Origin of the sequence: Alteromonas sp. KUL17, assembly GCF_006538305.1 — a bacterium.
Lineage (GTDB): Bacteria > Pseudomonadota > Gammaproteobacteria > Enterobacterales > Alteromonadaceae > Alteromonas > Alteromonas macleodii.
In genome coordinates this window covers 289,762-315,861 of record NZ_BJKJ01000003.1, presented here as the reverse complement: position 1 = coordinate 315,861, position 26,100 = coordinate 289,762, and the positions used below count along the sequence as shown (strand labels likewise).

Below are 26,100 nucleotides of genomic sequence, written 5' to 3'. Positions count from 1 at the left end.
TTAGCAGTTTGAATGGGGATTTAGATTAAAGAAAGTGTACGAGGGGACAGTTTCAATCTTGCTAGATACACCTGTCTTGTTTATTCATTGTTTATTCATTGTTTATTTTCATGACCCTTACGTTTGTGTTCAATACGTTTACAAAAGTTTATGAATGAGGAATTTCCCGCATCTAGATATAACGTATTGTGTGATAGTTCTCTTCATTCTTTTGTTGCTTAAAGTCTTGTACCATATATATTTATTCTCTTTTATAAGCATACTTGTAAAAGCCTTGTTCGTATTTAGTTATCAATAAAGAATGATAAAAATCTAATAAGTGGAAAATATTTATGGATTGGGGGCTAATGGGACCAGAAAAGGTCGTTTCTCAAAGGAGAACGCGAACATTGGGTTTAAGTTCAATTGTTCGTAACTTTAATGACTTAGCAGTACCAGGATTAGGAGGTGTTAAGTACGCAAAATCTGTTTTCTTAGCCTGTTTAGGTGTTGATGTTGCCAATAAAGTAAGAGATTCTGGTAAAAAAGTTACAAATATTGAAGTAACAAATGCTATTGAAGCACTTGCTTGTTACTTAGCTTATAGCGCAACTAATTGGGAGGCAAACGATCGGTTACGCGGTAGAACAAAACTAAGTAACCAACCATTTTTAACCTATAAAATATTCAGCGGTAGCAACTTTTATGTCACTCAGCCGATGCGTATGCGCACGGTACAGGCGTTACCTAGCTTAGGGTTTGTAGACTCAAAAGGTGAGAGGTTCAATAGTTTTAGTTTAAATCAGCAAGGTAACGACTTTGTTGTTGCAGCTTGTGCAGATATCAAATGTAATAGATTAAGTATTTCTGAGTTTTTAGCTCGATGGGTAAAAAATGAAATAAAACTGCCTTCTTCCAACACCAACAGCTACAAAAAAATGCGCTTTGTATTGTCACCTCTGGATCGTTTAGAGCAGCATGCTTTACATGTTTTCATTCAAGCTCTATTGTCAGGTGACAATGAAAGTGTACGTCGAAGAAAAGGCGTACTTGATTGGGTAAAGTCTAAAAACCTTCACCGTTACGTAAATTGGTCAAAACCTCCGTTCATTGAACAAGCGCATTTCGATGATTTAAAAAGTGGCGCTTTCTTTTTTCTTTAAGAAATAAGTCTTTAGATTTGCTTAATGTAATTGAGGCAGAAATAACGTCGCTTAACCCGCCAAGACTCGAACTCACACAAGCATTATCGCACAGCATACATGATGCAGTGCGTATGCTAAAAGAAGCGGCAAACGCTTTCCTAAATCTAAAACATGACCCTAGTGCATCAAAAGAAGCGACTTACTTTGCTAAACAATGCTTGCAAAAAAACGATACAGACATAATTAAATTTTTATTAGAGCGAGATGAAGTTGTTCTTCGGTGTAGAGGTGAGCAAATTTTACCTGCTGCGGCATTTGGCAAACCAGAGCCTGTCAATAATGACGATATCGAGGATGATTCATTATTTCCGAAAGGTATTTCTTTTCGCGTTTTGAATATGTACGTTCTAAATCAAGATTTTGAAAATAAATTAGAAAAGTGACTTGGTCTAGAAGGACATAGAGATGAGTAGAAAATTAGCCCCATCTTTAGCAAACTACTTTATCCCTCCTAGAGGATTTAAAGGGGAATTCGGCTTAGTGGCCGGTTATTCAGCTGATGCCGAGTTTTTTAATGATGCGTTAGAAAAATTCACTTTGAATATGAAAGGGCAGAGGTCCTATCAAGGGGGGATAAGCCTTACATTAATGCTTGATCCTAATCATGTCCAAATATCGCCTATTGCATGCCCAGGCTTGTTGCACCTTGCATTTAAACACGACACAACTAAACAGTTTAAATTACTACATAGCAAAGTCGCTTTACTTACTTTTAAAGCCATTGAGAGTGAAGAACAATTTATACGTTTAATTGTTTCAACAGGTAATTGGACGAGGCAAACACTTGAAGACAGCCTCGATCTTGTGTGGTCGATTGATGTGGTGCCTGGTAATAAGGATGAGCAAGGTAAAGCTGACATTCTCGCTGCTTATCATTTTTTTAATGACATTCTTAGACATTTTGATACGGCTATTTTGACTGACAGCGGAGCCAGTAAACTGAAATCTTATACACATACTCAATATGCAAGGTTCCATAAGCTATTTGACGAAGTAGTTGTAGAAGATAGTATAAAGCCTCGTTTTTTCGACAACCGTTCAGCATCGCTTTTAGACCAGTTACCTGCTTTGGTAAAACACCACTGTAGTGAAAAGAAGCGAAACTATTTGGCTTTAGGATCTGGCTTTTACGAGGGCGGCTCTAGTGATGCTGTTCCAAGTGTCATTAACTCCCTTCATCTGCGTTTAATTGATGAAAGCTTGCTCTCAAAAAATGCTGACAAAAATATTATTGTCAATCAGCATGGGTGTCAGTCTATTGCCAGTAGCTTAAACAGTTTAAAAGATAATAATTGGCAAGTATTAAAAGCATATGACCCTTTATATCAGGGTGGGAAAATGCAGCGAAGCTTGCATGCAAAGTTTATTTTTTCTGCCAAGTCATCCGAAACCACAGTTGAATGCAAAAGTGCATGGGTGTATTTAGGATCGGGTAATTTAACTGGCCCAGGCTTTACAAAAAAGGCGTCAAAATTCGGTGGTAACATAGAAGCGGGAGTAGTATTTGAAGCTAAAGGTATTACTTGGGTTGGGGAAGAAAACCCAGAAACGGCTTTAAGTTTAAAATTACCCCTTTGCTTTGATAGTGATTATGCGTTAACCGACACATCACAACTAAGTGGAGGTAGTGAAATGCCTGAGCATGAGGCAGAGCATATATCTCTACCAATCTCCTACTTTGTACTCGAAGAGTTAGAACACGATAAATACGCTTTAGTACCCAATACCCCATTTACTGATGCTTTTACAGTTGTCAACGCTGGTGCAGATAAGCTAACAATCAAATCAGAAGCATGTTTACTATGGTTTGGAAAGCCGCCTAGGCAACTCACGGTTTCATGGTGCAATAATAGCACTGTTCATACTGAGGACATTCCTGTTATTGATCAATATGGCCGGGTTGCCGCGACTGAACTCCCCGAATTAGCCCTTGATGATGCTTGGTATATGTTTAGTGCTTTTCCACTTCTACCAAGCTTTGAAACTGAGGGATACGAGGGCGACGAAGGCGATGGGGCATCTGATGATGGACAAGTTAAGGGCGCTGAAATGGATGTTGAAGTCGATAAGCGCTACTCAATTAACACAATGATGGTTTTGATTGAGCTTATCGCAGAAAAGCAAACTGAAGTATCAGAAAAAGACTGGATACAATGGTGTACTCGTTTAGAGCAAACATTTTCTCAATTAAAGAGCAGTTCAGCTTTTACTTTCTTCAAAAACATAGCAATCAATCCAATCTCACCATTATGGCAGCCTTCCTTTAGGCCAGACTTTGCTGAATCAAACGCAACTGAATTAGGTGCTTATTATGAAGAAGTGCTGAAACGACTCGAACTAAAATTAGGGTTGGCAGCATTAGCAAAATTAGGAGAGTAGTGATGAAATTCAAAGGTTGGGAGCAAGTAGCAAACATCATTTCTGACTCTTTAGGTACAAATGAAAGGTTAAATGCTGGGCAAAAGTACAGTGTTCGCAATCTAATTAAAACATTGCCAACCTCAGGTGCAATCATTGCGGATGAAGTCGGTATGGGTAAAACCCGTATTGCCGTTGAGCTTATTCATGCTGTAAAACAATCTGGTGGACGAGTATTGGTCGTTGTTCCGACAACCTTGGGGTTTCAATGGCAAAGCGAGCTAGAAGAGAGAGATAAAGACCTTAAGCCAAAATCAGTAATACGAAGTCTTTGGGGGTTTCTAGATGCTTATAGCGATGAGGATACCGCTGAGCCGTGGGCAGATGAGCCCGTAATTCTGCTTTCACATAACTTTGCAAATTGGCGCCTAGGAATCGGTTCTAAAGCAGAACGTTGGGCTTTATTGCCTGAGGTCTATGGTCAATACCATAAACTTCATAATGGAAGTGTACCAAGAGGTTATCATAAGCGCACAGACTTAGTGTCTTGGGAGGCCGAGATATGTGCCAAAAATATAGTTAATCACGCAAGAAAACTACCCAAAAAGCATATTATTAACAAAACCCTAAGTGACATAGTAATAAGCTTCAATTGGGGAATGAGTGGTTTTGAGGGAGATGTTTTCTATACGGGTAGTGAATACAGAAATTTACTCGAAAAAACAGTAGGGTTAGGCTTGGGCGCTTTTGATTTAGTCGTCATAGATGAAGCGCATAAAAGCAGAGGTGAAACCAGCAGCCTTAATACGATATTAAATAATATCGTATTAAGAGCCGAGGAAGCCCGCAACCTTGCTATGACAGCAACCCCTGTCGAATTGGGTGTTGGTCAATGGGATGACATGCTCAGCAGAATTGAGCTACCAAAAGAAAAACGTGATGAGATTCTAGAGGTCGTCAAAAATTATGCTCAGGTTGTTTCAAAGTTCAAGAAAACTTGGCGTTCAGACCCAATAATCAGACAACAATTCAAAGACATCTCAAATCAGTTTCAGAAGGCGCTAGCGCCTTACTTATTTAGAAGAGACAAACGTCAAGATGAAACTATCAAAGCGTTTCATAGAGCTTCTGGTTTACCTATAAACGCTTATCGTCGGCATATACCAGTAAATATAGAAGTATCTGAGCTTACAAGCGAGTGGAAAAAAATTGTCTGCGCCGTTGAAGGACTTTCCGCAGCATCGAGTATGCAGACAGATTCAACATCCAAAAGAGCAAGACTTACTTTAGCGAATGGTCACGGCATTGCGGGAATAATTGATAAAGCCATTAATGCTTCAGAAGATGACGATGCGTTCGAAACAGAAGACGTTAATTTGCCCAGTAAAAAAGAACAAAGAGCTCAGTGGTGGCATTCAATCATTGCCAACTCGTTTCAATCAGGAGAGGAGTCACTTTATAGCCATCCAGCTATTTTAAAAGTAATTGATGAGATAGAAAGTGATTTATCGAAGGGCCAAAAAGCGCTTGTATTTGGCAAGATGACAAAACCAATGCGGGCTTTAGTTAACCTGCTAAATGCTAGAGAAATGCTTAGGTCTCTTCAGAAAAAGCGTTATTGGCCTCAAAGTAAAATCCATGAAACCACAGATAATAGTGCAGAATCTGAGGAATTGGCAGTTAAAGCAGCGCTTTATCAACTAAATATTGAGTGGAGTATTAATGAGGTAAACGATAGGCTGGCTGGGCAATATAAAGTACACACTAACAAACTGGATAAGGCCAAAAATACGCTAATTAAAAATATTGAATCAGTTAAAGCTGAAGTTTTTGATTCAAGAACCTTAGCTTTATTTGAAGCATTTAAAGTCTCATTAAAATCAAAAGAGTCAGAAAAACAAACCAACTTAACTGACTTTGCAAATGCAATATTTGAATTGATAGATAAAGAAGGTTTTGAGTTTTCGTCATTTGAAATTGCTCAAGGCTTTAGAGATTTAATGAATGTGCTGACAGCCAAAAACGAAGGCGACCAGAATGGTGATGGCGAGTTGGATATGGATGAAGCCAAAGGGCTGTGGCCAATCATATCCAAGCGCGTTTCAGCTGAATTTACTCATATTAGAGGAGGCTTGGCGCGCCTGATGTACGGCGGTACAGAAGCGCATAGTAGGAGAGTTATGCAGTTAGGTTTTAATCGTCAAAATAGCTTTCCCAAAGTGATAGTTGCCCAATCGGCAGTGGGCCGTGAAGGACTAAACTTACATCAAGCATGCAGAGTCGTGTACTTACTTCATCCTGAGTGGAACCCAGGCGTGGTCGAGCAGCAAATAGGGCGTGTTGACCGCCTTGGCTCAAGGTGGCAAAAAGAATTCGAAGCTTTTCAAAAACAAGGTGGTGTTCTGCCATTCATCGAAGTTAAACCTGTGATTTTTAAAGGCACTTACGATGAATATAATTGGCAAGTACTTGATACAAGATGGGATGAGCTTCGTTCCCAACTACATGGCGTGATCTTACAAGCATCTGAAAGAACGCGTGGTGATGAAGATATATATGACGAGCTTTGCAGAGCTGCACCTGACTTTAGACCAAAATAAGATTTGTATGATGGATTAGTAAATTTGAAAAGTTAAAACTTGCCTACATTAAGTGCATAAAGGAGTTACTATTGCAACTAATACTGGTTTTATCGCTTGGAGCTAAATTGATGCTACTGGTTTTTACAAGCATCTTGGACTTCTGTAGTCATCAAACTGCTCATTAGTTGAATTAGTCTCGACTTAACAAGACAGGCATCTTTGTGCTTTTTTATTAAGCATTTAAAAGAAGAGTTTAAATGAAAGGTATTTATCGAATTCTGATTGCTCTGGCTCTTCTAGTCACAGCTATAACATCTTACAGTATGGGAGTTCAGTCAGGTGTATTCCTGTTCATTATTTTGGGGCTCGTTGTAGAAGGGGCATTTTGGTTCAGCTTGTTTTCAATTAAAAGACGAAAAGAGGCCTAACGATACGTACCAGCACTTGAATAGCCATAATTGCTGAGCGTTGGGTTTTCAGCATACAAAAGGAAGATAGATGAAGCTTAAGATGTTTCAGGTTGATGCTTTTGCAAACCATGTTTTTGAAGGTAATCCGGCTGCCGTATGCCCATTAGAAGCTTGGCTTGATGATAGTTTGTTGCAGGCTATTGCTGAAGAAAATAACCTCTCTGAAACCGCATTTTTCGTTCCGATGGGGAACGCCTATGAATTGAGGTGGTTTACACCAGCAGATGAAGTTGATCTTTGTGGGCATGCGACACTTGCTGCGGCTCATGTACTCTACACTCATCTAAACTACGCCAAGCAGGAAGTAGTTTTCCATACCCGCAGTGGGCCGCTTACTGTCACGCGAAGTGGCACGGGTTTTAGTATGGATTTTCCGGCTGCATCGCTTATCAACACTGAAGCACCTTCAGCGCTAGTTAATGCGCTCAGCAAAGCCCCGAAGGAAGTACTATCCGGGTTCGACTATCTCGTTGTTTTTGATTCTGAAGAAGAAATAAAATCACTAAAACCGGATTTTGAAAAACTCAAAGAGCTTGGGCTACGGGGTGTGGTTGTAACTGCCCCGGGACAAGAGGTCGATTTTGTTAGCCGCTGTTTCTTTCCTAAGCTTAGAGTGAACGAAGATCCGGTCACAGGGTCTGCCCATTGTGAACTTGCGCCATACTGGGCTAGCCGTCTCGGTCGCAATAAGCTTAGTGCTCGACAGCTGTCTAAGCGGTCGGGCAGCGTAGAATGTGAAGTCAAAGGTAATAGAGTATTCCTATCAGGGAGCAACGTGGACTACATGACCGCAGAGATTAATATCCCGCAAAACTAACTAAAGAACAGGCACTTTATATTACACTCTGAGAGAATACGGGGTTCGCACCTTTAAAGAGAATCATCGACTAAACGCAGACTAAACGAGACAGGCATCTTTGTCTAAAAGGGTCTACATTATGGGTCTGTCTAACTAGTTATTTTTACGTCGGTATCCGCTACATATGGAAGCCCACTGTAGTGGATAAAACCAAGTTGGAATCAAGGAATGATGAAGAGATTACTGATAGTTATAACTGCTCTTGTTGTAATAGGCTGTAATGAAAATCAGCCGAAAAACCACTCCCCAGAAATTGCATTAGCGAAGATAATCGGCAATGGAAATCAAACCGTTGTAAATGAAGTTCAACTTTATCTTTCTGATAAGAATGCATACAAACTAAAACACAAAGACGGACTAGAAGAAAGCGGATTTGATGGAGCCTTTGAAAATTCATTTGACCTTACATTTGTAATTATAGAAGGTCTAAAAAGCATCAACCGTGTGGTGGTTGTAGATTGGAGAGAGGATGCGCAACATGTCTTCGATTTATTAAACGATTTATCTAAAAATGCACTTTCTACTTGCAGCATATCGAGACAGCTGGCGGACGATATGATGCAAACTCAGTTCAATATATCTTACTACTTAGAATCTAGTGAATCTGGCTTTTTATTCTCAACCTGTGCAAAAAGTATGGGGTTAGAAATTATTGGCATTGACGATGGCTCAGACTCGTTCGTCTTGTCTTTAATACCAAGTGGCAACGTGGCAAAACTCAAAACATATTCGCAGCAACTAAAATTGAATATAAAGACATACGATAACCGTGTGACTAGTTAGTTGGAGCGAAGAAGAACGTGCTGCGATAGCTTTTTTGTACTGCTTAAATTTTTCATTTTTTTTCGAGGCTAAAATGACCAAAAATGAAATACCTATTATTGCTAAACAAGCGCTGTCTGAATATCTAGAGGAACCGGGAAGCGTTCTCTATAGTAGTCACGACACACTAAAGCCTAGTGATGTTTACTTGCTCGGCTTCAATCCAGGTGGCGCAAACGGAAAGCCAGTTGAACAAAGTATTAGTTCAATGCTTACAAATACCACTAACGCCTACTTGGATGAGAGTTGGGAGAATCATAAAGGTGTGTGGGCAAGTGGCGAAGCCCCTCTTCAAAAAAGAGTTCAATGGATATTTGAAAGCCTTGGGATCAACACCAGAGATGTGTGTGCGAGTAATTTAATATTCTTACAGAGCCGCGAAGCTACAGATATTAACTTTTCATTAGCTGAAATATGTTGGCCAGTACATGAGGCAATTTTAAGCGTTGTTAAGCCAAAGCTTATAATAACTTTCGGAAACTCTGATGTTTCACCCTACGGCTACTTGCATTCTATGTTCGGCGGCAAAGAAGATTATTTACCGTCAGGACACGGAAACTGGGCGGTTAAGGGATTTAGTTGCAAAATCAATGAACGCCCTATTTACGTAGCAGGCCTACCTCATTTAAGTCGCTACTCTCCTGTAGGTAAAACTGAAGTTATCAAGTGGCTGTTGAGTAAGATACAACGAGTCAATTAACATCGCAGCTTTGATGCAGCCGCAGAAGGCTGTATCAAAGCTGTTACCTGTTATTCACTTAAAGGAATGCAAAGCATGCTCTACAAAATAGAAGAACAAGCAGAAGTATTTGAAAAGTTGGAACCCGTAGAGTTCAAAGACTTTTCTAGCTTTGGAAAATTAGAGAAAGATCTAGAAAACTTAATTGCGAACAGTATTTTAGACGTCTTATTTGAAGACGCTAGATTGATGCCGGTGTTTCAAGAACGACAATGGCAGGCAAAAGCTGACATATATGCACTGAATGAAAGTGGCGAATTAGTTATATTCGAGCTAAAGCGTGCATCTGCCGGGAAAGATGCCGTTCATCAAGCGCTGAGATATGCGCAAGATGCTGGTCAATGGAGCTATCAAAAATTAGAAAATAAGTTCAAAGAATATAGCAAAGGCGACATGTCGCTAGTTGAAGCACACAGAGAGGCTTTTAGTCTTGAGCACCAATTAGAGCCTAAAGAAATTAATAATAAACAGCACTTATTAGTTATCGGCAGTGCAGCGGATGACTCATTAATATCTTCCGTCGACTACTGGAAGAAAAGTGGTATATCCATCGATTTCTTGCCCTATAGAATTTATGAACTTGCTGGCGAAAAGTACTTTGAGTTCTTTGCGCTTCCCTATGATAAGCACAAAAACCCAAGTGATGTAAAAGGTGTATTATTTGATACAAATCGCAGTTGGAATGAGGACTCTATTTGGTCGATGATGGATAATAGTCGTCTGGAGGCGTATGGAGACGCCAAAAGGTTTGTTCACCATGTTCATATAGGCGACATTGTTTTCTTTTCCCACAAATGGTGTGGCTTGATAGCTGCTGCAAAAGTGAAAGGTGAGGTTAAAGCGCCAGACAGTGAAACACTGTATCGAGACGTAGAGTTTTTAACTCCCATCCCAAGCCGAAACGATAACACGTTATTGGCTATGCCTTTTTCAGAAGTGAGTTCTAAAACAGGTAAAAGTTTCTTTTGGGCCAGAACGATAAAAGTACCTTACTTAACGAAAAGCGAAGCACTTGAGTTAGTCGATGAGCTTAATAATTATTTACATCGCACTTAACAAGTTAACGCGGTTGGGGTTCTTCACAGTCAAAACTTTAAGCGCTAGTGCACTTTTAATGGCCTTTTGGTAGTTTCTGGCTACGTTGCCGTGGACTGTTACAGGTCGTTTAAAACGCATTGTTAGTTCAGCATTTTATTAGTTGATTTAAGGAGGGTGGTTTTGGCAAAAATTTTAATATTTGGAAACTCTGGTTCTGGAAAATCTACGCTGGCACAGCACTTATGCAAAACACAAGGTTTGGCTCATTTAGATCTAGATACATTAGCGTGGAAACCTACTAGCCCACCTGAGAGAAAGCCTATTGATGAGTCTGAAGAAGAGATAAAGGCTTTTATTTCTTCTAACGACAAATGGGTAATTGAAGGCTGCTATACAGACTTACTAAAAACTGTAGAACAGCAGTCTACTGAAATTATATTTATGAACTTATCCATTGAAACCTGCATTTCAAACGCAAAGGCGAGACCTTGGGAGCCCCATAAATACAAAACAAAGCAAGCCCAAGATGACAACTTAGCAATGCTTATTGATTGGATTGGGCAATATTCAGAAAGAAACGATACATTTTCTTATGCGGCACATAAGCAGTTTTATGATAGCTACCATGGTCATAAAAAGATGATTACGCAAAATGTCCCAACCGAGACAAGTTAGGCAAATTCGTTAATATATGAAATAGGTGAAACGGAGTTTCTAGTGAAAAAAAATCTACTTCTTGCATTATCACTTCTAGTGTCAGCTACGGTATCGGCTGAAGATATTAAATTAGATCTTAAGCAGCTTGCCCAACGGTATTTCGACACAATGGTTGCTACTCAGGCCCCTGGCGCGACAAAAGTTGAGCTTGAAAATCACTTAAATTTGCTCGCGGATGATGTTGGTCATTCACATTTGCCATGGGTGATAGACGATACGCGATTACCTGACGGTAAGGAGCAAATGAGAGAGGGCATGACGTTCTATTTAGGCGCACATACAGAATATAGTGCTGAGCTGTTAGATGTTTTTACATTTAATCATTCTGCTATTGCTATCAGATATAAGAATTATGCCAAGGGCGTGCACCCGCAAAACAATCAACCTATTGAATACAGTCAAGTAATGATGGAAGTACTAGAAATAGAGAACGGTAAGATTGCTGTAATTCGAAAGTACCATGAGTAAGTTTCATTTTCGATAGCCGTTTAGGTAACAATTGTATTTTCGGTTGCAATAAGTTGGCGTACACCTAGTGATAGTGTTACAAGATGAGCTTTAAGGGCAAGGTAAAATGACGAAGAACCGAAGAACAACCATTATCAGGCTTCTTCTGCTAGTCAGTACTATTGTTTCCTTGTTTTTCGTTCCGTGGATATTGGTTAAAGCCTGGATCCTACCTTTGCCACACACAGTGCAAGAACAAGTTGATGAGGCAATTAGCCATGGCTTTGACGGCATAATTGTTTACGTGGATCAGGCGGGAAAACCTCCAGCTTTCTTCACAGCAGGCTGGAAAGATAGAGATAACAAAATACACGCTGCCCCCGACTCTTTGTTTAAAATTGCCAGTATCAGTAAGCTGTACACCGCTGTGGCTATCACCAAAATGGCGCGAGAACAGCGACTATCCCTAGATGATTTACTTATTGATTATTTCCCTGAACTCAAAGACAGAATTGAGCATTCAGAAAAAATAACGCTTAAAATGATGGTGCAGCATAAGTCAGGGATCCCTAACTTTACCGATAATGCCGCCTACTGGGAAAACGAACCGGAGAACAGCAAGCGAGCGCTCGACTTTGCGCTAGATCTTCCGGCGAGTTTTGAGCCCGGTGATGGGTATGAGTACTCCAACACGAACTATCTTTTGCTTCGCAAGATTATGGATAAGGTTTTGGGGTACAGTCACCACGAGTACATTAAGCAAAAAATTTTACTTCCGCTTGAATTGAACAACACCTATTTTTCATTAAGCGAAGTCAATATGGACGACGTGATGAGCGGCTATTACGTTGGTTACGAGGAAGATGTTAAGGCTCGCGACTACGGTATGCTAGCGACAGCAGAAGATGTAGGTAAGTTCTTACGAGCGCTAAACAACGGCGCTATTTTCAATGAAGGCGAAGCGGAACTTTACCCTTATGTGTTCGAGCATGGAGGCTTGGTTATCGGCTATCAAAGCCTTGCAGAATATGACAAAGACCTCGATACCGTGGTTGTTCAATTTATTAATACCACTGACTTTGACGGTTACGAATGGAACTTGTCTGAAATCACAATTAGCCGAATTTTTAAAATACTAAGAAAAGCAGAAAACGAGTAGGTGGTAGGTTGGGTTCAACGCTTTTTCAGTTTAGGCCAATCATTACAAGTTAGAAAATAATGGGTGGCAACAGAGCGGTTTTATTATGTAGTTAGTTTATTAACTCGCCGTTTTTACTCTATGCTTTTAGTGGTTATTTTATCTCTTCAGCTGCTCGGCAATAAAAAGGGGCAAAACGTGAAAAAACTCTTCTTAATGTTATCTGTGCTTATATCGGTTTTGTGTATGCTACTGGCCGCTGCGCCATTTACTCCGGCAGTTGCGGGTTCGTTTTTAATGCTTATGTTAGCTGGAGTTTTAGGCTATAAAGGGTATTCAAAAATAAGCTTGCTTTTGCTTTGTATCAACACCTTTTCGATAGTTGTCAGCCCCAACATAAACGAGTCTAGTTTTGCTGGATTAACTGTAATATCGATTATCTTTATTTTCTCTTTCACCGGTGTAGCACTTGGTCTGCCGAAAGGTGTTCAAAGATATGATAGTTGCGTTGATAGCTAACGAAATTTGATAACAACGAGATAATTAAACCAAGATGTCTAGTTTAATAGCCCCTATGTTTATGCACATTTTTCTTTGTGCATTGCTCTACGTTTTTCTCACGCTAGCTCGCGCGCCTTCGGTATGGGGAGTAGGGAAAAACAAAGATGGTTCAAACCCGTTTGCTGATATACAGCCTAAAGTAAGTGCGAATCTGAGCAATCAGTTTGAGTGGCCGTTATTTTTTCACGCTGTTTGCGCCTTGCTAATTGCCTTAGGTGAGCCAATTAGCAATTCACAAGTCTCCCTTGCGTGGGTATTTGTTATTGGCAGGGTGCTGCATAGTCTTGTACAAATATTTACAGACAATATTAGATTGCGTGGTTTGGTGTTTACTATCAACTTCGTTGCCGTTCTTGCAATGTGGTTGTTGCTTTTTATAGAACAGGTTTTAGTTTAAAGAGCGTAAAGGTTATGGAAGAAGTATTTGAACCGCTGGGCCGCTTTATACTTAGAGTAATAAAGTGGATTATCATTGACGCAATTATAGAATTCGTTTTGAAGGGCACGGGCCATGTAGTGCTTAAATTGCTAACCTTCGGCAAGTACCCAAGAGCTGGCCGTGATGAGGGAAGGACCGTTGCTGTTGGTTTTATAAGCTTTGTGGTGGTTTTTGTCTGTCTTGCAATGATTGCTTAGTTTTGAAAAAGGATATCTGCGATGAAATTAGAAAAGTGGGCGAGAATAAGAGAAAAAGGAAAACAGCGCTTCGTTCTAGTTTACGGCGTTTTAGGCTGGGGAGTCTCGACAGGTTTATTATGGTCATTACTTATGGCGTTTATCGAGCCTTCCGAAAATGTCTGGGGGAAACTCGCCATTGCGATGATCATCTTTCCCATTGCGGGTATCGCTTTTGGCCACTTAACGTGGAACAAATCTGAAAAAGCTTTTGCAAAAGAAACGACGAAAACTGTATAGAATTGCTAGAACATGTCTTGTAATAACCAATGAAGGGAAGCCGCTGTTGTTAAGTATCAAAAAATTATTTGTTGTTTCATTAACTTTGCTTGTAGTTAGTTGCGCCAATATACCTATTGCAACAATGCTTGAGTTTCGCTCATTTGATGAGGAGAAATTTGTTGAACTCGACCCCAATCATTTACTTACGAAGATTCACTTAGACAAGCCTGCCGAAATAAAACCAGAAAGCACCTGGCTTACCTTGGGTGTTAGCTCCTCAGAGCAAGAAAGAAGTTTTAAGTATAATCTTGAGGTCATTTCAGAAAATACACTGCCAGCTGAGTCAGGATGGCTGAGTAAAACGCCAGCGCGAACTGAGTACATTTTAGGGTTAAGTACCGAAGCAATAAAAGAATTCACTGAACTTCAAGAGTTCATGGGTTCTGCATCGCCAACGGGCTTTGATCTTCACGTTAACACTGGGTTCAAAGAGGCGGCAAATGAAATGACAAGCATCACTATGTCTATTTTTTTAAAGCTTTACGCTGATGAAGACTATTTTACGCTAATCGATAGAGCGGAATTAGATATCGAGAAAGGAAGCGAGTAACTTCTATTAGGCTGGCTTTTTACCCATAACAAAGTAAAGTAATAATCTTCAGCTCTTCAAGCTTATTTAGAGAAGTACATGGAAGTATCTAAAGCCAGTATTCAAAAAGCAGTAGCTAACAATATCATCTCCGAGCAACAGGGCATTGCTCTGTACAATTTCTTCCAAGAAGAAAATCAGCATACTCCCTCTTTTACCTTCACCCATATTTTGTACTACTTAGGTGGCCTTATTGCAATTGACGCCATGACTCTATTTATGAATTTAGGCTGGGAGCAATTTGGTGGTGCCGGCATCGTATTTATCTCTATGCTTTATGCTGGCGTGGGCTTAAAGCTTGCCAATTCCTTTGCGCGTAAGCATTTAATAATACCAGCAGGGATCTGTGCCACGTTCGTAGTTTGTTTAACGCCAATTGCTATCTACGGAGCTCAGCAATGGCTAGGGCTATGGCCCGACGACAATACGGTTTATCGCCAGTTTCACCACCGCATTAAATGGCTATGGTTATATATGGAACTTGGAACGCTAGTAACTGGACTTGTCGTAGCATGGCGATATAAATACCCGTTTCTAATAATGCCGATTGCAGTAACGCTCTGGTATATCAGTATGGATGCTGTGATGCTCGTTATTGACCAAGAGGACTTATGGAACAGCTATACGTGGCAATTCCGAGCACTTGTGTCGATGTGCTTTGGCGCGTTGATGACGCTATTGGCGTTCTGGGTGGACATCAGAGCACGAAACACAGCAGATTACGCGTTTTGGCTTTATCTTTTCGGCGTTTTAGCGTTTTGGGGCGGCCTTACCACCAAGATTCAGACAGCGAACTGTCTAAGTTTATCTATTTCTGTATAAACCTTGCCATGATTGGCGCTGGTGCTCTGTTGGTTCGACGTGTATTTGTCATATTTGGCGCTTTGGGATGCTGTTTATATTTAGATCATCTTGCTTCTACCGTTTTTGAAGATAGTTGGCTTTTCCCAGTGGCGCTATCAGCGATCGGTTTAGGCGTCGTATATTCTGGAATTTGGTGGCAAAAGAATGAAGCTCGCATAACAAAGAGTGCGCAAGCGATACTGCCGAAAGCGCTACAGGAACTATTAGCTAATAAAGCTTAGTTCACCTAGGCAGTAAATAAACCAGTAACTAACTCAATACAGATAACAATTAACAAAAGATAACGCTTACGCAGTAGTAAGGGGAAAGAGGTAAATGGAAATGTCGGAAAATAACGTAGAATTTAAGGAGCCTGGTCGCCTCACTACGTGGATAAAGTATTTATTGTACGTACAGGTGGCTTTAGCGCTTATAGCCATCGGCTCCAACTTAATGGAGTATCAACTTTTAACAGATTTTCAAAATGGTGTTTATTTCAATCAAGAAATGGCCGTTGCAGACGCTGAGTCCAATGACAAAAGGCAGCAGATAATTGCTTTTTCGTATTTGGCAGTATTTATCATTTCAGGCATCTTAATTCTTAAATGGATTTATCAGTCAAACCAAAATGCGCGTTATTTAGGCGCTAAAGATATGACGTTTACACCTGCTTGGTCGATAGGTTTCTATTGCATTCCTATTGTGTCGTTATGGAAACCTTATCAAGCGATGAAAGAGATTTGGCAAGCCAGCCAAAACCCTAACAATTGGCAGTTAGAAAAAGCAGGCCCTATTCTAGGCATATGGTGGTTTTTCTGGATCGCCAACAGTGTGGTTGGACAGGTCGTTTTTCGTATGTCCAGAAGGGCGCAAGAAATCTCCGAAATAATGAATGTTAATCTGGTTTCGCAGGTTTCTGAGGTCCTATCCATTCCACTAGCCATAGTTACTTGGTTATTGATTAACAACATCTCTAACATGCAAAAAGCACAGATTGAAGGTGACGTGGAAAAAGCAGAAACTGCAGAAGATTCAGATTTACAACCCGCAAAATAGTAGTATCCATTTCGCTTGTTGCTCTGCCACAAAGGTAGAGCAACTGTCTTTATAAGACTAAAGTCTTACTCTATATGTAAACATTAAGTAAAAATTAAGTTGCGCGACAGTATCGTTATACTTAAGTATAACAAAAGGTCAGGATAACGCTGGCTTACGTACACATCTTCGTTTCTATACCTTTGATTTAATACAATAATGGGAGCCATACACCCCCAGTAATAAAGCGGCATAGAAACGCGCACAATACATGTAGGGGAAAAATGTATGTCAACTTCAGGAACGGGGGCGCTTGCTTTCTTACGCAAAGAAAACATTGTCGCACCAGATGGTTATAACCGCTGGCGGGTTCCGCCAGCATCTATCGCAATCCACCTTTGTATCGGGTCTGTTTATGCGTGGTCAGTTTTCAACACGCCGCTAACTCGAGACTTGGGCGTTGTTGCGTCTTCTGCTAACGATTGGAGTTTATCTTCGGTTGTTTGGATCTTCTCAGTGGCTATTGTTTGCCTTGGTTTAGCTGCCGCATTTGCGGGTAAATGGCTAGAGAAAGTAGGGCCTCGTTTTGTAGGCGTGGTTGCGGCTTTCTTGTGGGGCGGTGGTTTTATTGTTGGTTCGATAGGTATCTCTACCCATCAACTGTGGCTGCTGTACTTGGGCTACGGTGTACTCGGCGGCTTCGGGCTTGGGCTCGGTTACGTATCACCAGTCTCAACACTTATACGGTGGTTTCCCGATCGACGAGGTATGGCAACAGGTCTCGCAATCATGGGTTTTGGTGGAGGTGCAATGATAGGCGCTCCGCTTATTAGTGCACTGCTTGAAACCTTTCAAAGAGCGCCAGAATACTTAGGTGCAGAAAACATGGTTGCGCTGGTTACCGAAGAAGGGCGTCGTTTTGCAGAGACGGCAGCAGGAAAAGTAGAAGTGGTTATTGCCTCTGCAAATCAAGCGGCCTCGTTTGGTGGCGAAGCCGGTGTTTATGTCGTTGGTACGGGCGAAACTGGCGCGGCATCGACTTTCCTTACCCTTGGTATCGCTTATTTTATTGTAATGATGTTTGCGTCTTTCCAGTATCGCGTACCGAAAGAGGGGTGGAAACCAGAAGGTTGGCAGCCTAAACCTGAAGCATCATCGAAAGGAATGGTATCGAAAAATCACGTCCATATTGATCAAGCCCTTAAAACACCTCAATTTTGGTTGCTTTGGATAGTATTATGTTTCAATGTCACCGCGGGTATTGGCGTTATTGGCGTAGCCAAGACCATGATCAATGAGATCTTTGGAAACTTAGCCATTGTTACCGCAGGTTTTGCGGGTACCTATGTATTGATGATCTCCGTGTTTAACATGGTAGGGCGTTTCTTCTGGGCTTCTACGTCTGACTACATTGGCAGAAAGAATACCTACCACTGCTTTTTCGTAATAGGTACGCTGCTTTACTTGTCTATCCCATTTTGGGCTGGAATGGGGAACACCACCGCGTTAATTGGGTTCTACATTGCAACAATGATAATTTTCACAATGTATGGCGGTGGCTTTGCAACTATTCCTGCATACTTGGCAGATCTATTTGGTACCTTACATGTAGGCGGCATTCACGGCCGATTGCTAACAGCATGGTCTACTGCCGGCGTATTAGGGCCATTCGCTATTACTTATTTGCGCAATATGTCAGTAGAAAATGCAATTGCCGATTTAGCGGCAAAAGTCGACCCTGCCGCGTTTGCAAGTAAGTTTGGTGCGCCAATGGCTGACTTGCAAAAATTGGTAGAAGCTAAAACGGTAACGGTTGCACGTTTGCTGGAAATTGCGCCAGCCGGAACGGTAGACCCAACCTCTACGCTCTACAATACCACTATGTATGCAATGGCTGGGTTATTGGTATTGGCATTTATTGCTAATTTACTTGTAAAACCTGTGCGAGAGAAGCATCACGTAGAGAACACGCACCCCGAACTGGAGCCCGCGCGAGCAAGCTAATTTACCAATCGAGAATACCCGCTTTATAGCGGGTATTTTTTTGCAAAGGTGTTTTAAAATACTCTTTATTGATTAAGTTGAAACGTTCTGGCTTACTAGTGCGCTATTTTCTCATGAGTTGTCAGCTATGCTATTTAAGAAGAATCCTCTTGCCTCCATTGTTGTTTCCCTATGCTGTGCGTTTAGCCTCAATGTTAGTGCAAATGCGCCGTATGAATTAATGGGGGTGACAACAAAACCGGGGGAGAAAACGTCATATCTTGCTAAAGAAAGCAACATAACCTTGCCAGTGACGGTTATTAACGGAAAAAGTGACGGTCCTGTATTGTTGCTTACCGCTGGTATTCATGGCGATGAGTTTCCATCTATGTATGCGTTGCAGCAACTACAGCAAAGCATTGATCCTAAAGAGATGAGCGGTGTGTTGGTTGTGTTGCACTTGGCAAACTTAGATGGGTTTCACGCAAATAGAATCGCGTTGAACCCTAAAGATGAGAAAAACCTAAATCGGGAATTCCCAGGGAGCGTTGATGGCACACCAACAGAACAGATTGCGGAGCTGCTAACCAGAGAGTTTATTGGCAAAACAGATTTTTTGATCGACATGCATTCTGGTAGCGCAAACCAAACGTTGCTGAATCATGTGTATTCTCCTTTTGTGGGCGACGAAGAACTTGATGCGTTAACATTTGAATTTGCCAAAGCCACGGGCATGCAGCATATCGTTATGTATGGCGACCGCCCAAGAGATCCCAACAATTCAATTTCATACCCTAACACAGCGATGACGAGAGGAAAGCCGGGACTGACGACTGAAATTGGGCATTTGGCACAGACAGATGAAGAATCGGTAGCAGAAGCGCTAGATGTGGCTAAAAACGCCATGTATTTTTTGAAAATGCTGCCAGAGACGCCAAAGCAGCACCCCGAGCCAGTTATCTATGAAACAATCAAATATCCTAAGAGCTCAAAAAACGGGTTCTTCAAAGCTTCTGTGGTGATAGGCGATAAAGTAAAGGCAGGGCAGGATGTAGGTGCGGTCACGGACTATTTTGGAAATCTCGTTGAAACCATTAAATCGCCCGTTGATGGCACGGTTATGATGGTTAATCAAATGCCAGCCATCAAAGACGGACAGTCTGTTATGGCTATTGGTGTTGAAGTTTCTGAATAACTAAGATGGTGGTGTAGTTACAGTGGTGATCTAATTAACCTACCCAAACAAATAAATGTTAAAGTTATTTCACGAAATTGTGATTAGGGAATGATATGGACTTTCTTTTTAATGTTTTGATTTGGGTGGGCGTTGTTATTTTTGCCATATTTTTTATTGGATTTATGGCCGCTGCTAAGCTGAATAAACGCCAAGAAGGAAACCGCGCCAATCAGACGTCTGCAGAGCCTACTCGTGAAGGCGAAAAGCCGAGTAACCAAAATAAAAGTTAACCTTTCGTTCATTGTAAAACGTCAACGTTAAATAAAAACGTTCACATTTATTCACCCCTTTATATCAGTTCCCCCGTTTAGTGAAAAAAGGGGGAACATTATGCAAACAACAATTTTACCAAACGCCAACCCAAAGCACTTAACACACCAAAGTGTACTACCGTTTGAAAAAGCGCCTTTCGCTAAACGTGCTTTAAACGCGGCCACAATTGCTATTGCTGGATGTACCGTTACGGCAGGGCTTTTCGTATTAATGGCAGAGCTCATTAAGCAAGACAAAGTAAACATAAGCGAAGCCCCACCGGTGTTCTTTGAGCCGATCATTTACCAACCTGAAGACGAACGGACCATCACTAAAAAACCTATGGTGCCAATTGAGCAGGTAATAAAAACGCCACCTCAAAAAGTTATCGAGATTGACCCTGAGCCCAATGAAGGCCCAGGCGGCTTTGAGATAAAAACGCACATACCTAATACGGCGTTAGATTTGTCGATTAACTTGAACAGTGCGCAAGGTGATATGCAAGCCACACCCCAATTTAGGGTAGACCCCACTTATCCACCTGAGGCCAGTCGCGACGGCATTGAAGGCTGGGTAAAGCTCGGGTTTACGATAAGTGCTAGTGGCTCAGTGTCTGATATTACAGTTCTAGATTCAGAGCCCAAGCGTGTGTTCGATAGAGCTGCGCGCAGAGCGCTTAAAAAATGGAAGTACAAACCCAAGCTGAATGGCGGTAAACCTGTTAGTCAATCAGGTATGGTTGTAGTATTAGATTTCAAATTAGAACAATAAGGACTGCCTATGAGTATAGGCGCAAGCTTGCAAAGCCTGTTTCAAGGCAAGCGCGAAAAAGCGCTGGGAGTCAGCGAAAGGCTAATGCTGCGGTACAGCGCAAAAGGTGATGAAGCATCGTTAGCCGCGCTGTTTGACTTACACAGCCATAAGCTATTTTATTTTTTGAAGGTGTTAAGTGATAGCACTGTTGCAGAAGATATGTGTCAGCGCACTTGGATTAAGGTTATCGAAAATCGTCACTTATTTAAAAGCGGGGATAATTTCCAGGCTTGGCTGTTCACTATTGGTAGGCGAACGCTTATTGATGAATTCAGAAAAAACGCCAAGCTTGAATATAACAACGAGGCGGTTGAATCGTTTTCGTTAAGTGAGTTACTTAAAAATGCACAGTCTTCGGTAGAGGATGACGTAGCAAAAGGGATAGAAAAAGACGTGTTTAAGGCATGTATTCAGCAGTTACCCTACAAACAGAAAGAGGCGCTTTCGCTACAGTTTGAAGGTTTTTCGTTAGCGGAAATCGCCGCTATTTGCGGCGCTGAAAAAGAAACGATTAAAACCCGGATACGTTATGCTAAAGACAGCCTTAAAACCATGCTGGAGAAACTGTAATCATGTCTACATCAGATAAAGAGCTACAAGATGCGTTTAAACGCAGCCAGCAGGTACAAAAGCAAAATGATGGAATGAGTGAAAAGGCTAATGCTCGAATTCGTGAAAGGGTTCTCGCGTACAACATGGCAATAGAAAGTGATAGTGGAATAAAACGCGTATTTGCCGCTACGGCTGCTAATATTCGAGCGTACTTCGCTTCTTCAACCTTACGTTTTACGGCTGTGGCATTCGCAATCGTTGCCATGTTGGGCGTATACAATATCGGTACATTCCAACGTAATAGTTCGTCGCCTTTTCAAACGGCAGCACACCGTGTAGACATTGTTCAATATCACGGATTCGAAGGGGAAGATAAGCTGCTAGCTGGTAAAGCCGGAACTGATTATAAAGCGCGATTTAATGCCTATACTCAACAATATATTGAAAGCAATTTAGTCGCTAGAGCGGTTACGTTAGAGCCAGCCACGCTTACGGCGCAAAATGGGTATTGGCTCTTGGTGAGCTGCAAAAATCAGCAAGTTGTGGTTTCTGAAAACCTTATTGCATCATTAAATATTAACGGTCGCATAGAAGGGGATATCAATATTGGCACGCATGTAGCGCTCGCCTTTGATGCGCAAGGAAGAATACTTTCAATTAAACAGTCGAGTAAGCCGTTGATGTGCTGATTTATAGGGTGTTTAGCTGGATGCGTTCGTAAACGAGGTAAAGGCGGTGAAACTCGCTCGAGCCTCGATTACGAACAGTATTTTAGGAATGACTTATTTGTCTAAATCGTGTGCTCTAAAGGCATTTGGAAGTAACTCACCAATGGTGGTTTCGAATGTCTCGCCGTTTTGACTTACCATGGTTACGGGAGTTTCATCTGGGGCGAATTCAGCAATTTTCTGTCTGCATCCACCGCACGGAAAGCAAAACTCGTCGTTCGGGCTCGCAATAACGATATGCGAAATACGTTTTTGTCCCTGTGTGACCATATTGCCAATAGCCGTGGCTTCAGCGCATTGTCCTAATGGAAAAGCAGCACTTTCTACATTACAACCAGAGAAGGTTTCGCCACTTGGAGTAAGCACCGCAGCACCAACTTTAAAGTTGGAATAAGGTGAGTGTGAGTTTTTCTGTGCGTCAAAAGCAAGTTGTGATAGTTGTTCTAAATTATTTTTCTTCATAGCTACCTGTGTTAACCACCCAATACGCTTTACTTTTATCATCAAATGCGAGAAGGTTGGCGGCATTAGCGCCGCAACAAGCGTATACTTAATACTCAGGCGGTTTTTTCTTTTTTTATAGAATGCTTTTTTACCATGTGCAGAAACGTTAGTCTCATCTTTTTTTCTCTATTCGCTGCTATTTTAACCGGTTGTGCGCAAACACCACCTGTTTCAGAAAGACCACAAATGGGAAACCTGCTTTTAGCCGAACCTGCGCCCATTAATCCTCGTTCCGAAATGGCTATTGCTCGTTACAATCAGGTGCTTACCAGCCCTGCGTTATCAGATGAAGACAAAGCTGAACTGCACTTTCAACGAGGCATGTTGTACGACAGCGTGGGCTTATCGGGCTTAGCGCAGTTTGATTACACCCAAGCCATTAATTTAAAGCCAGATTTGGCTGAAGCCTATAATTCTATGGGTATTCACTATATTCAGCAGAACGACTTTATTCAGGCTTACGACGCATTCGACTCTACGCTGGAAATTAACCCAGAGTATGATTTCGCGTTCCTAAATCGCGGTATTGCGCTTTATTACGGTGGCCGCGCCGAACTCGCGACCAACGATCTTAACCGCTTTTTTGAAAAAGATGACAGCGATCCATTTCGCGCTCTGTGGGCGTACTTTGCGCATCACGACGTGTCAGAGCTTGAAGGACAAAAATACTTAGCTTCTATTCGACCAACGCTGGACAACCAGCACTGGGCTACTACGCTGGTGGATTTGTTTTTAGGTACTGTTGATGAGAACGATGTACTTAACTCATTGTTAGACGGTGTGAAAAGCCAAAAAGCGTTAACAGACAGGTTGTGTGAAGCGTATTTTTACTTAGGTAAGTTTCATACTCAGCGCGGCAACAGCGGTATTGCATCAAATTACTTCAAGCTTGCATTAAGCACCAATGTATTTGATTACGTTGAACACCGCTACGCACGAATGGAACTTAACCGTTTGCGTGAACTAGCTAGCAGCGATCTGGTTAGCGAAGAGTAAGCAGCAAGCGTTATGCGAGGCTTATTTTTAGCAGTGTTCGCACTGCTCATAGTTGCGGGCGATAGCGGACGCTATGTCCCGCAGCTAATTGCTAATGCAAGCAAGGTGCTTACGCCGGCAAGCCTAGTGTCAGATAGCGACCCAACTGAAAAGGCGAGTTCTGCTTCAGTAAATGCTGCCGACGGCATGGAGCAGGACAGCACAGAATCTTCTCCCGACGCTCAAACTTCGGCTAATACCGAACGTTTCAATTATTCTAACTATCACCTTAAGCATGATGCACTAGCGCTACTTTGGTTAGCTGCAAAGCAGGGCAGTGAAAATGCACAGGCACGCTTGCTCGGTGAATTTGAGCGTGCGTATAATGCAGGCTTTATTGCTACTGACTATATTGATGAAACCACTGCAATCTATTTTCTAGAGAAGCTAGTTAATCTTGAAAACGCAGACGCTGCATGGCTGCTGTACCAAATATTAGGTGAAGAAGGTGCGTCACAGCGCTTTATGCGCTTAGCGGCGCTCGGCGAGGTCGCAGAAGCACAGCTTGCGTTTGCAATGTCTACTGATTCGCCAGAAAAACGTGAGAAGTGGCTGGTACGCGCGGCTTCACAAAACTACGTACCCGCACAGGCCGCATTGGCCGATTGGTATCTTCTACACGGGCAACAACAACTAGCGAAACCACTGCTCGCAGCAACAGCAACCTTAGACATGCAAAGTGCATTTAAGTATGCTCGCCTTCTGTGGGACGAAGGGGAATTTTCTGAGGCTAAGGAGCATTTTAGCTTTGCCGCGAAGAAAGGGCATCTTCAAGCGGAAAAAGCCTTAGAGGCCATCAATCTCTACACGCCGTATTCTATACAGCAAGCACTAAAGCAGTCTCCTTCATTTAACTGGGAGAATGAAGGGAAATGCCTTCAGCGTATTCAGCCTTTTGCTACCAGTTTAGCTACTATCATGCGTGCTCATAGTCTTTATAACTCATTCAATGACGACAAGCGCCTGCAGAACCTTTCTATTTGCCTGGCCCCGCCTATTTGGCTTAAACCCGATGTACTAAGCTGCGATCCGGATTATAAGAACGCTGGGATCTTAGGCTGTAGTATTACTCCTTTGGCAAGCATTGCGAAAAAGCAGAAATTTAGTCATGCAGTAGTAGTGGCAGAGCAGGGTAAGGCAAATGTTCAAAACGGCGTAATGTACTTAGACATCAGTGACGCTTATTCAGTGTTTGTTCATGAGCTAGCGCACTTCGCAGGCTTCGCTGACGAATATCCTATTGGCAAGGGCATGGCGAATAGGCTGTGCGATGAAGATGGAATAGGCGATTTTGCACCACCAAACCTAATCGTAGATTCTGAGTACTGGTATGCACCTCACAAAACGGTCGAAAATTGGCTAGAGATAGATCCTGCAACCATTATTGCACGGGCCAAAACGTGTACCGTATTGGGGGAAAACAGCTATAAGCCCAGCCGCAGAATTACCTTTATGGAACATCACGATAGCGGCGTGATCCCGCCTTTATATTTGGTACTGTGGCAGCAGCAGCTGGAAAAACAAAATGCCCAGCGACCTATTTCAATGAATTTCTTCCAGGCGTTCCACAATAGCGGCAACCAAAAAGAAGCCGCACACTGGTTAGCCGAATACGAAGCGTTTACTGGTGGCAAATAACCGCAGTTGTCATTACTAAAACAATGCACTCGCCACTATTTGGCGAGTGTATCTTTAAGCTCTCTTACCCACATAGACGTTGCACCACAAATTGCTACGGGCATAACGATAAAGTTAACCACGGGAATAAGTGAGAATATATTCACCATCATTCCGAACGTCATCGCTTTCCCTTTGTGTTCGCCAAGGTGCAGGCGCATGCGCGTAAAATCTATTTTGTGGTTGTCGTATGGGTAATCGCAGTACTGAATTGCCATCATCCAGGCGTTAAATAAGAACCACAAGATTTGCCCAATAATAGGTAGGAAAAAGAACAATAACAAAAAACCAATAGCGCGAGGTAAATACCAAACGAGCTTGGTAAGTTCACGGCCTACAGTTCTAGGAATGTCTTTAACTAAAGACATCACGCCCTCGTCACCTAAATCTTGACCCGTTAAATGACGCTCTACTTTTTCTGATAACACACCGTTAAACGGCGCTGCAATCCAGTTTGCGAGTGTACCAAAGATGAGTGCGAAAATGAGCAATACGCTGATGACTGCTAGGGGCCACAAGAAAAAGCTGATCGCTGTTTTGATCCAGCCTAACCATTCAGGTACAAGGTCAATCACGTAAGCGATGCCCATTTCTATTTGGCCAAATAAGAAGTAAAAAGCCACAGAAAAAAGCACTAAGTTTATTGTTAGGGGTACAAAAACAAAACGCTTTAATCCTTTGGTTTTTATAAGCGAAAAGCCTTCAAAGAAATAATGTACACCGCCTGAACTCATTCGTACTCCTTCGCGTTTGAAACGCTGTGTTTGTTAACTATCTGTTCTATCATACGCGCTTGGCGTATTCTCTGCCTAACTCAGTGAAATGGTAATTGTTACAAGCTGTTAGATTTGGTAGAGTCGAAGCATAATAACAAAAGAATCTTTCGTGTGATTGCATCATTTCTACATCAACTGCTATTTCAGCCGATGGTTAGCTGGTTTCTGGCTAACATCAAGGTGATACCGCGTGCAGCTTTGTGT

27 protein-coding genes and 1 pseudogene are annotated in these 26,100 nt (G+C 41.9%); 26 read left to right on the top strand and 2 right to left on the bottom strand.

All coding sequences use genetic code 11. The features are described from left to right. The first annotated feature begins 332 nt into the window (after positions 1-332). The 24 genes and pseudogenes from KUL49_RS04635 (at position 333) to KUL49_RS04525 (ending at position 21,865) form a co-directional block, all read left to right on the top strand. Positions 333-1,142 (top strand): hypothetical protein, encoded by an 810-nt coding sequence (locus KUL49_RS04635; protein ID WP_131136454.1) that lies wholly within the window; start codon positions 333-335, stop codon positions 1,140-1,142. 113 nt (positions 1,143-1,255) lie between these two features. Next, positions 1,256-1,567: a hypothetical protein gene (locus KUL49_RS04630; protein ID WP_131136453.1), complete on the top strand. Its 312-nt coding sequence runs from the start codon at positions 1,256-1,258 to the stop codon at positions 1,565-1,567. 22 nt (positions 1,568-1,589) lie between these two features. Further along, the gene (locus tag KUL49_RS04625; RefSeq protein ID WP_131136452.1) at positions 1,590-3,563 is read left to right on the top strand and encodes a hypothetical protein; all 1,974 of its coding nucleotides are present in this window, start codon (positions 1,590-1,592) and stop codon (positions 3,561-3,563) included. 2 nt (positions 3,564-3,565) lie between these two features. Beyond that, a complete protein-coding gene (locus KUL49_RS04620) occupies positions 3,566-6,142 on the top strand; it encodes a DEAD/DEAH box helicase family protein (RefSeq protein ID WP_131136451.1) in 2,577 nt (858 codons plus the stop codon). A gap of 480 nt (positions 6,143-6,622) precedes the next feature. After that, positions 6,623-7,411, top strand: coding sequence for a PhzF family phenazine biosynthesis protein (locus KUL49_RS04615; protein ID WP_131136450.1), 789 nt, complete (start codon positions 6,623-6,625; stop codon positions 7,409-7,411). Positions 7,412-7,621: 210 nt separating this feature from the next. After that, positions 7,622-8,236: a hypothetical protein gene (locus KUL49_RS04610; RefSeq protein ID WP_242633717.1), complete on the top strand. Its 615-nt coding sequence runs from the start codon at positions 7,622-7,624 to the stop codon at positions 8,234-8,236. 73 nt (positions 8,237-8,309) lie between these two features. Beyond that, a complete protein-coding gene (locus tag KUL49_RS04605) occupies positions 8,310-8,975 on the top strand; it encodes a hypothetical protein (protein ID WP_131136449.1) in 666 nt (221 codons plus the stop codon). Positions 8,976-9,050: 75 nt separating this feature from the next. After that, on the top strand, positions 9,051-10,070 hold the full coding sequence (locus tag KUL49_RS04600; RefSeq protein WP_131136448.1) for a hypothetical protein: 1,020 nt from the start codon (positions 9,051-9,053) through the stop codon (positions 10,068-10,070). Positions 10,071-10,232: 162 nt separating this feature from the next. After that, positions 10,233-10,727, top strand: a complete 495-nt coding sequence (locus KUL49_RS04595) for an AAA family ATPase (protein WP_131136447.1) — start codon at positions 10,233-10,235, stop codon at positions 10,725-10,727. A gap of 42 nt (positions 10,728-10,769) precedes the next feature. Beyond that, a complete protein-coding gene (locus tag KUL49_RS04590) occupies positions 10,770-11,237 on the top strand; it encodes a nuclear transport factor 2 family protein (RefSeq protein ID WP_131136446.1) in 468 nt (155 codons plus the stop codon). 106 nt (positions 11,238-11,343) lie between these two features. Next, positions 11,344-12,375, top strand: coding sequence for a serine hydrolase (locus tag KUL49_RS04585; protein WP_131136445.1), 1,032 nt, complete (start codon positions 11,344-11,346; stop codon positions 12,373-12,375). Positions 12,376-12,438: 63 nt separating this feature from the next. Beyond that, positions 12,439-12,873: a DUF6419 family natural product biosynthesis protein gene (locus KUL49_RS20765; RefSeq protein ID WP_181412761.1), complete on the top strand. Its 435-nt coding sequence runs from the start codon at positions 12,439-12,441 to the stop codon at positions 12,871-12,873. 34 nt (positions 12,874-12,907) lie between these two features. Further along, the gene (locus KUL49_RS04575) at positions 12,908-13,312 is read left to right on the top strand and encodes an MAPEG family protein (RefSeq protein WP_101564524.1); all 405 of its coding nucleotides are present in this window, start codon (positions 12,908-12,910) and stop codon (positions 13,310-13,312) included. 14 nt (positions 13,313-13,326) lie between these two features. Then, entirely contained in the window at positions 13,327-13,551 is a 225-nt protein-coding gene (locus KUL49_RS04570; protein WP_014949408.1) for a hypothetical protein, read from the top strand. 21 nt (positions 13,552-13,572) lie between these two features. After that, positions 13,573-13,830: a hypothetical protein gene (locus tag KUL49_RS04565; RefSeq protein WP_014998290.1), complete on the top strand. Its 258-nt coding sequence runs from the start codon at positions 13,573-13,575 to the stop codon at positions 13,828-13,830. A 46-nt stretch (positions 13,831-13,876) separates the two neighbouring features. Beyond that, positions 13,877-14,422: a hypothetical protein gene (locus tag KUL49_RS04560; protein WP_131136444.1), complete on the top strand. Its 546-nt coding sequence runs from the start codon at positions 13,877-13,879 to the stop codon at positions 14,420-14,422. Positions 14,423-14,500: 78 nt separating this feature from the next. After that, positions 14,501-15,546 (top strand): annotated as a pseudogene (locus KUL49_RS04555) (DUF2157 domain-containing protein). A 94-nt stretch (positions 15,547-15,640) separates the two neighbouring features. After that, positions 15,641-16,360 (top strand): DUF4328 domain-containing protein, encoded by a 720-nt coding sequence (locus KUL49_RS04550; RefSeq protein WP_131136443.1) that lies wholly within the window; start codon positions 15,641-15,643, stop codon positions 16,358-16,360. Positions 16,361-16,627: 267 nt separating this feature from the next. Continuing rightward, positions 16,628-18,343, top strand: coding sequence for an OFA family MFS transporter (locus KUL49_RS04545; RefSeq protein WP_014976513.1), 1,716 nt, complete (start codon positions 16,628-16,630; stop codon positions 18,341-18,343). Between the two features lie 127 nt (positions 18,344-18,470). Further along, positions 18,471-19,517 carry a succinylglutamate desuccinylase/aspartoacylase family protein gene (locus KUL49_RS04540; protein WP_242633716.1) on the top strand — a complete coding sequence of 349 codons (1,047 nt, stop codon included), beginning with the start codon at positions 18,471-18,473 and terminating at the stop codon, positions 19,515-19,517. Positions 19,518-19,612: 95 nt separating this feature from the next. Then, positions 19,613-19,789 carry a hypothetical protein gene (locus KUL49_RS20760; protein ID WP_165477875.1) on the top strand — a complete coding sequence of 59 codons (177 nt, stop codon included), beginning with the start codon at positions 19,613-19,615 and terminating at the stop codon, positions 19,787-19,789. Between the two features lie 100 nt (positions 19,790-19,889). Then, the gene (locus tag KUL49_RS04535) at positions 19,890-20,582 is read left to right on the top strand and encodes an energy transducer TonB (protein WP_014949416.1); all 693 of its coding nucleotides are present in this window, start codon (positions 19,890-19,892) and stop codon (positions 20,580-20,582) included. A gap of 9 nt (positions 20,583-20,591) precedes the next feature. Next, positions 20,592-21,194, top strand: a complete 603-nt coding sequence (locus tag KUL49_RS04530) for an RNA polymerase sigma factor (protein ID WP_131136442.1) — start codon at positions 20,592-20,594, stop codon at positions 21,192-21,194. A gap of 2 nt (positions 21,195-21,196) precedes the next feature. Then, positions 21,197-21,865 carry a hypothetical protein gene (locus KUL49_RS04525; RefSeq protein ID WP_131136441.1) on the top strand — a complete coding sequence of 223 codons (669 nt, stop codon included), beginning with the start codon at positions 21,197-21,199 and terminating at the stop codon, positions 21,863-21,865. Positions 21,866-21,958: 93 nt separating this feature from the next. Here the strand turns inward: KUL49_RS04525 and cdd are convergent, their stop codons facing one another. Further along, entirely contained in the window at positions 21,959-22,366 is a 408-nt protein-coding gene (gene cdd / locus KUL49_RS04520) for a cytidine deaminase (RefSeq protein ID WP_039220705.1), read from the bottom strand. A 135-nt stretch (positions 22,367-22,501) separates the two neighbouring features. On the opposite strand from cdd, the gene nlpI reads away from it, so the two are divergent. Further along, positions 22,502-23,404, top strand: coding sequence for a lipoprotein NlpI (gene nlpI, locus KUL49_RS04515; protein ID WP_014949420.1), 903 nt, complete (start codon positions 22,502-22,504; stop codon positions 23,402-23,404). A 12-nt stretch (positions 23,405-23,416) separates the two neighbouring features. After that, positions 23,417-25,081, top strand: coding sequence for a sel1 repeat family protein (locus tag KUL49_RS04510; RefSeq protein WP_131136440.1), 1,665 nt, complete (start codon positions 23,417-23,419; stop codon positions 25,079-25,081). Between the two features lie 35 nt (positions 25,082-25,116). Here KUL49_RS04510 and cysZ read toward each other — a convergent pair whose 3' ends face one another. Next, positions 25,117-25,854 carry a sulfate transporter CysZ gene (cysZ, locus tag KUL49_RS04505; RefSeq protein ID WP_014976521.1) on the bottom strand — a complete coding sequence of 246 codons (738 nt, stop codon included), beginning with the start codon at positions 25,852-25,854 and terminating at the stop codon, positions 25,117-25,119. Positions 25,855-26,100 lie beyond the last annotated feature (246 nt).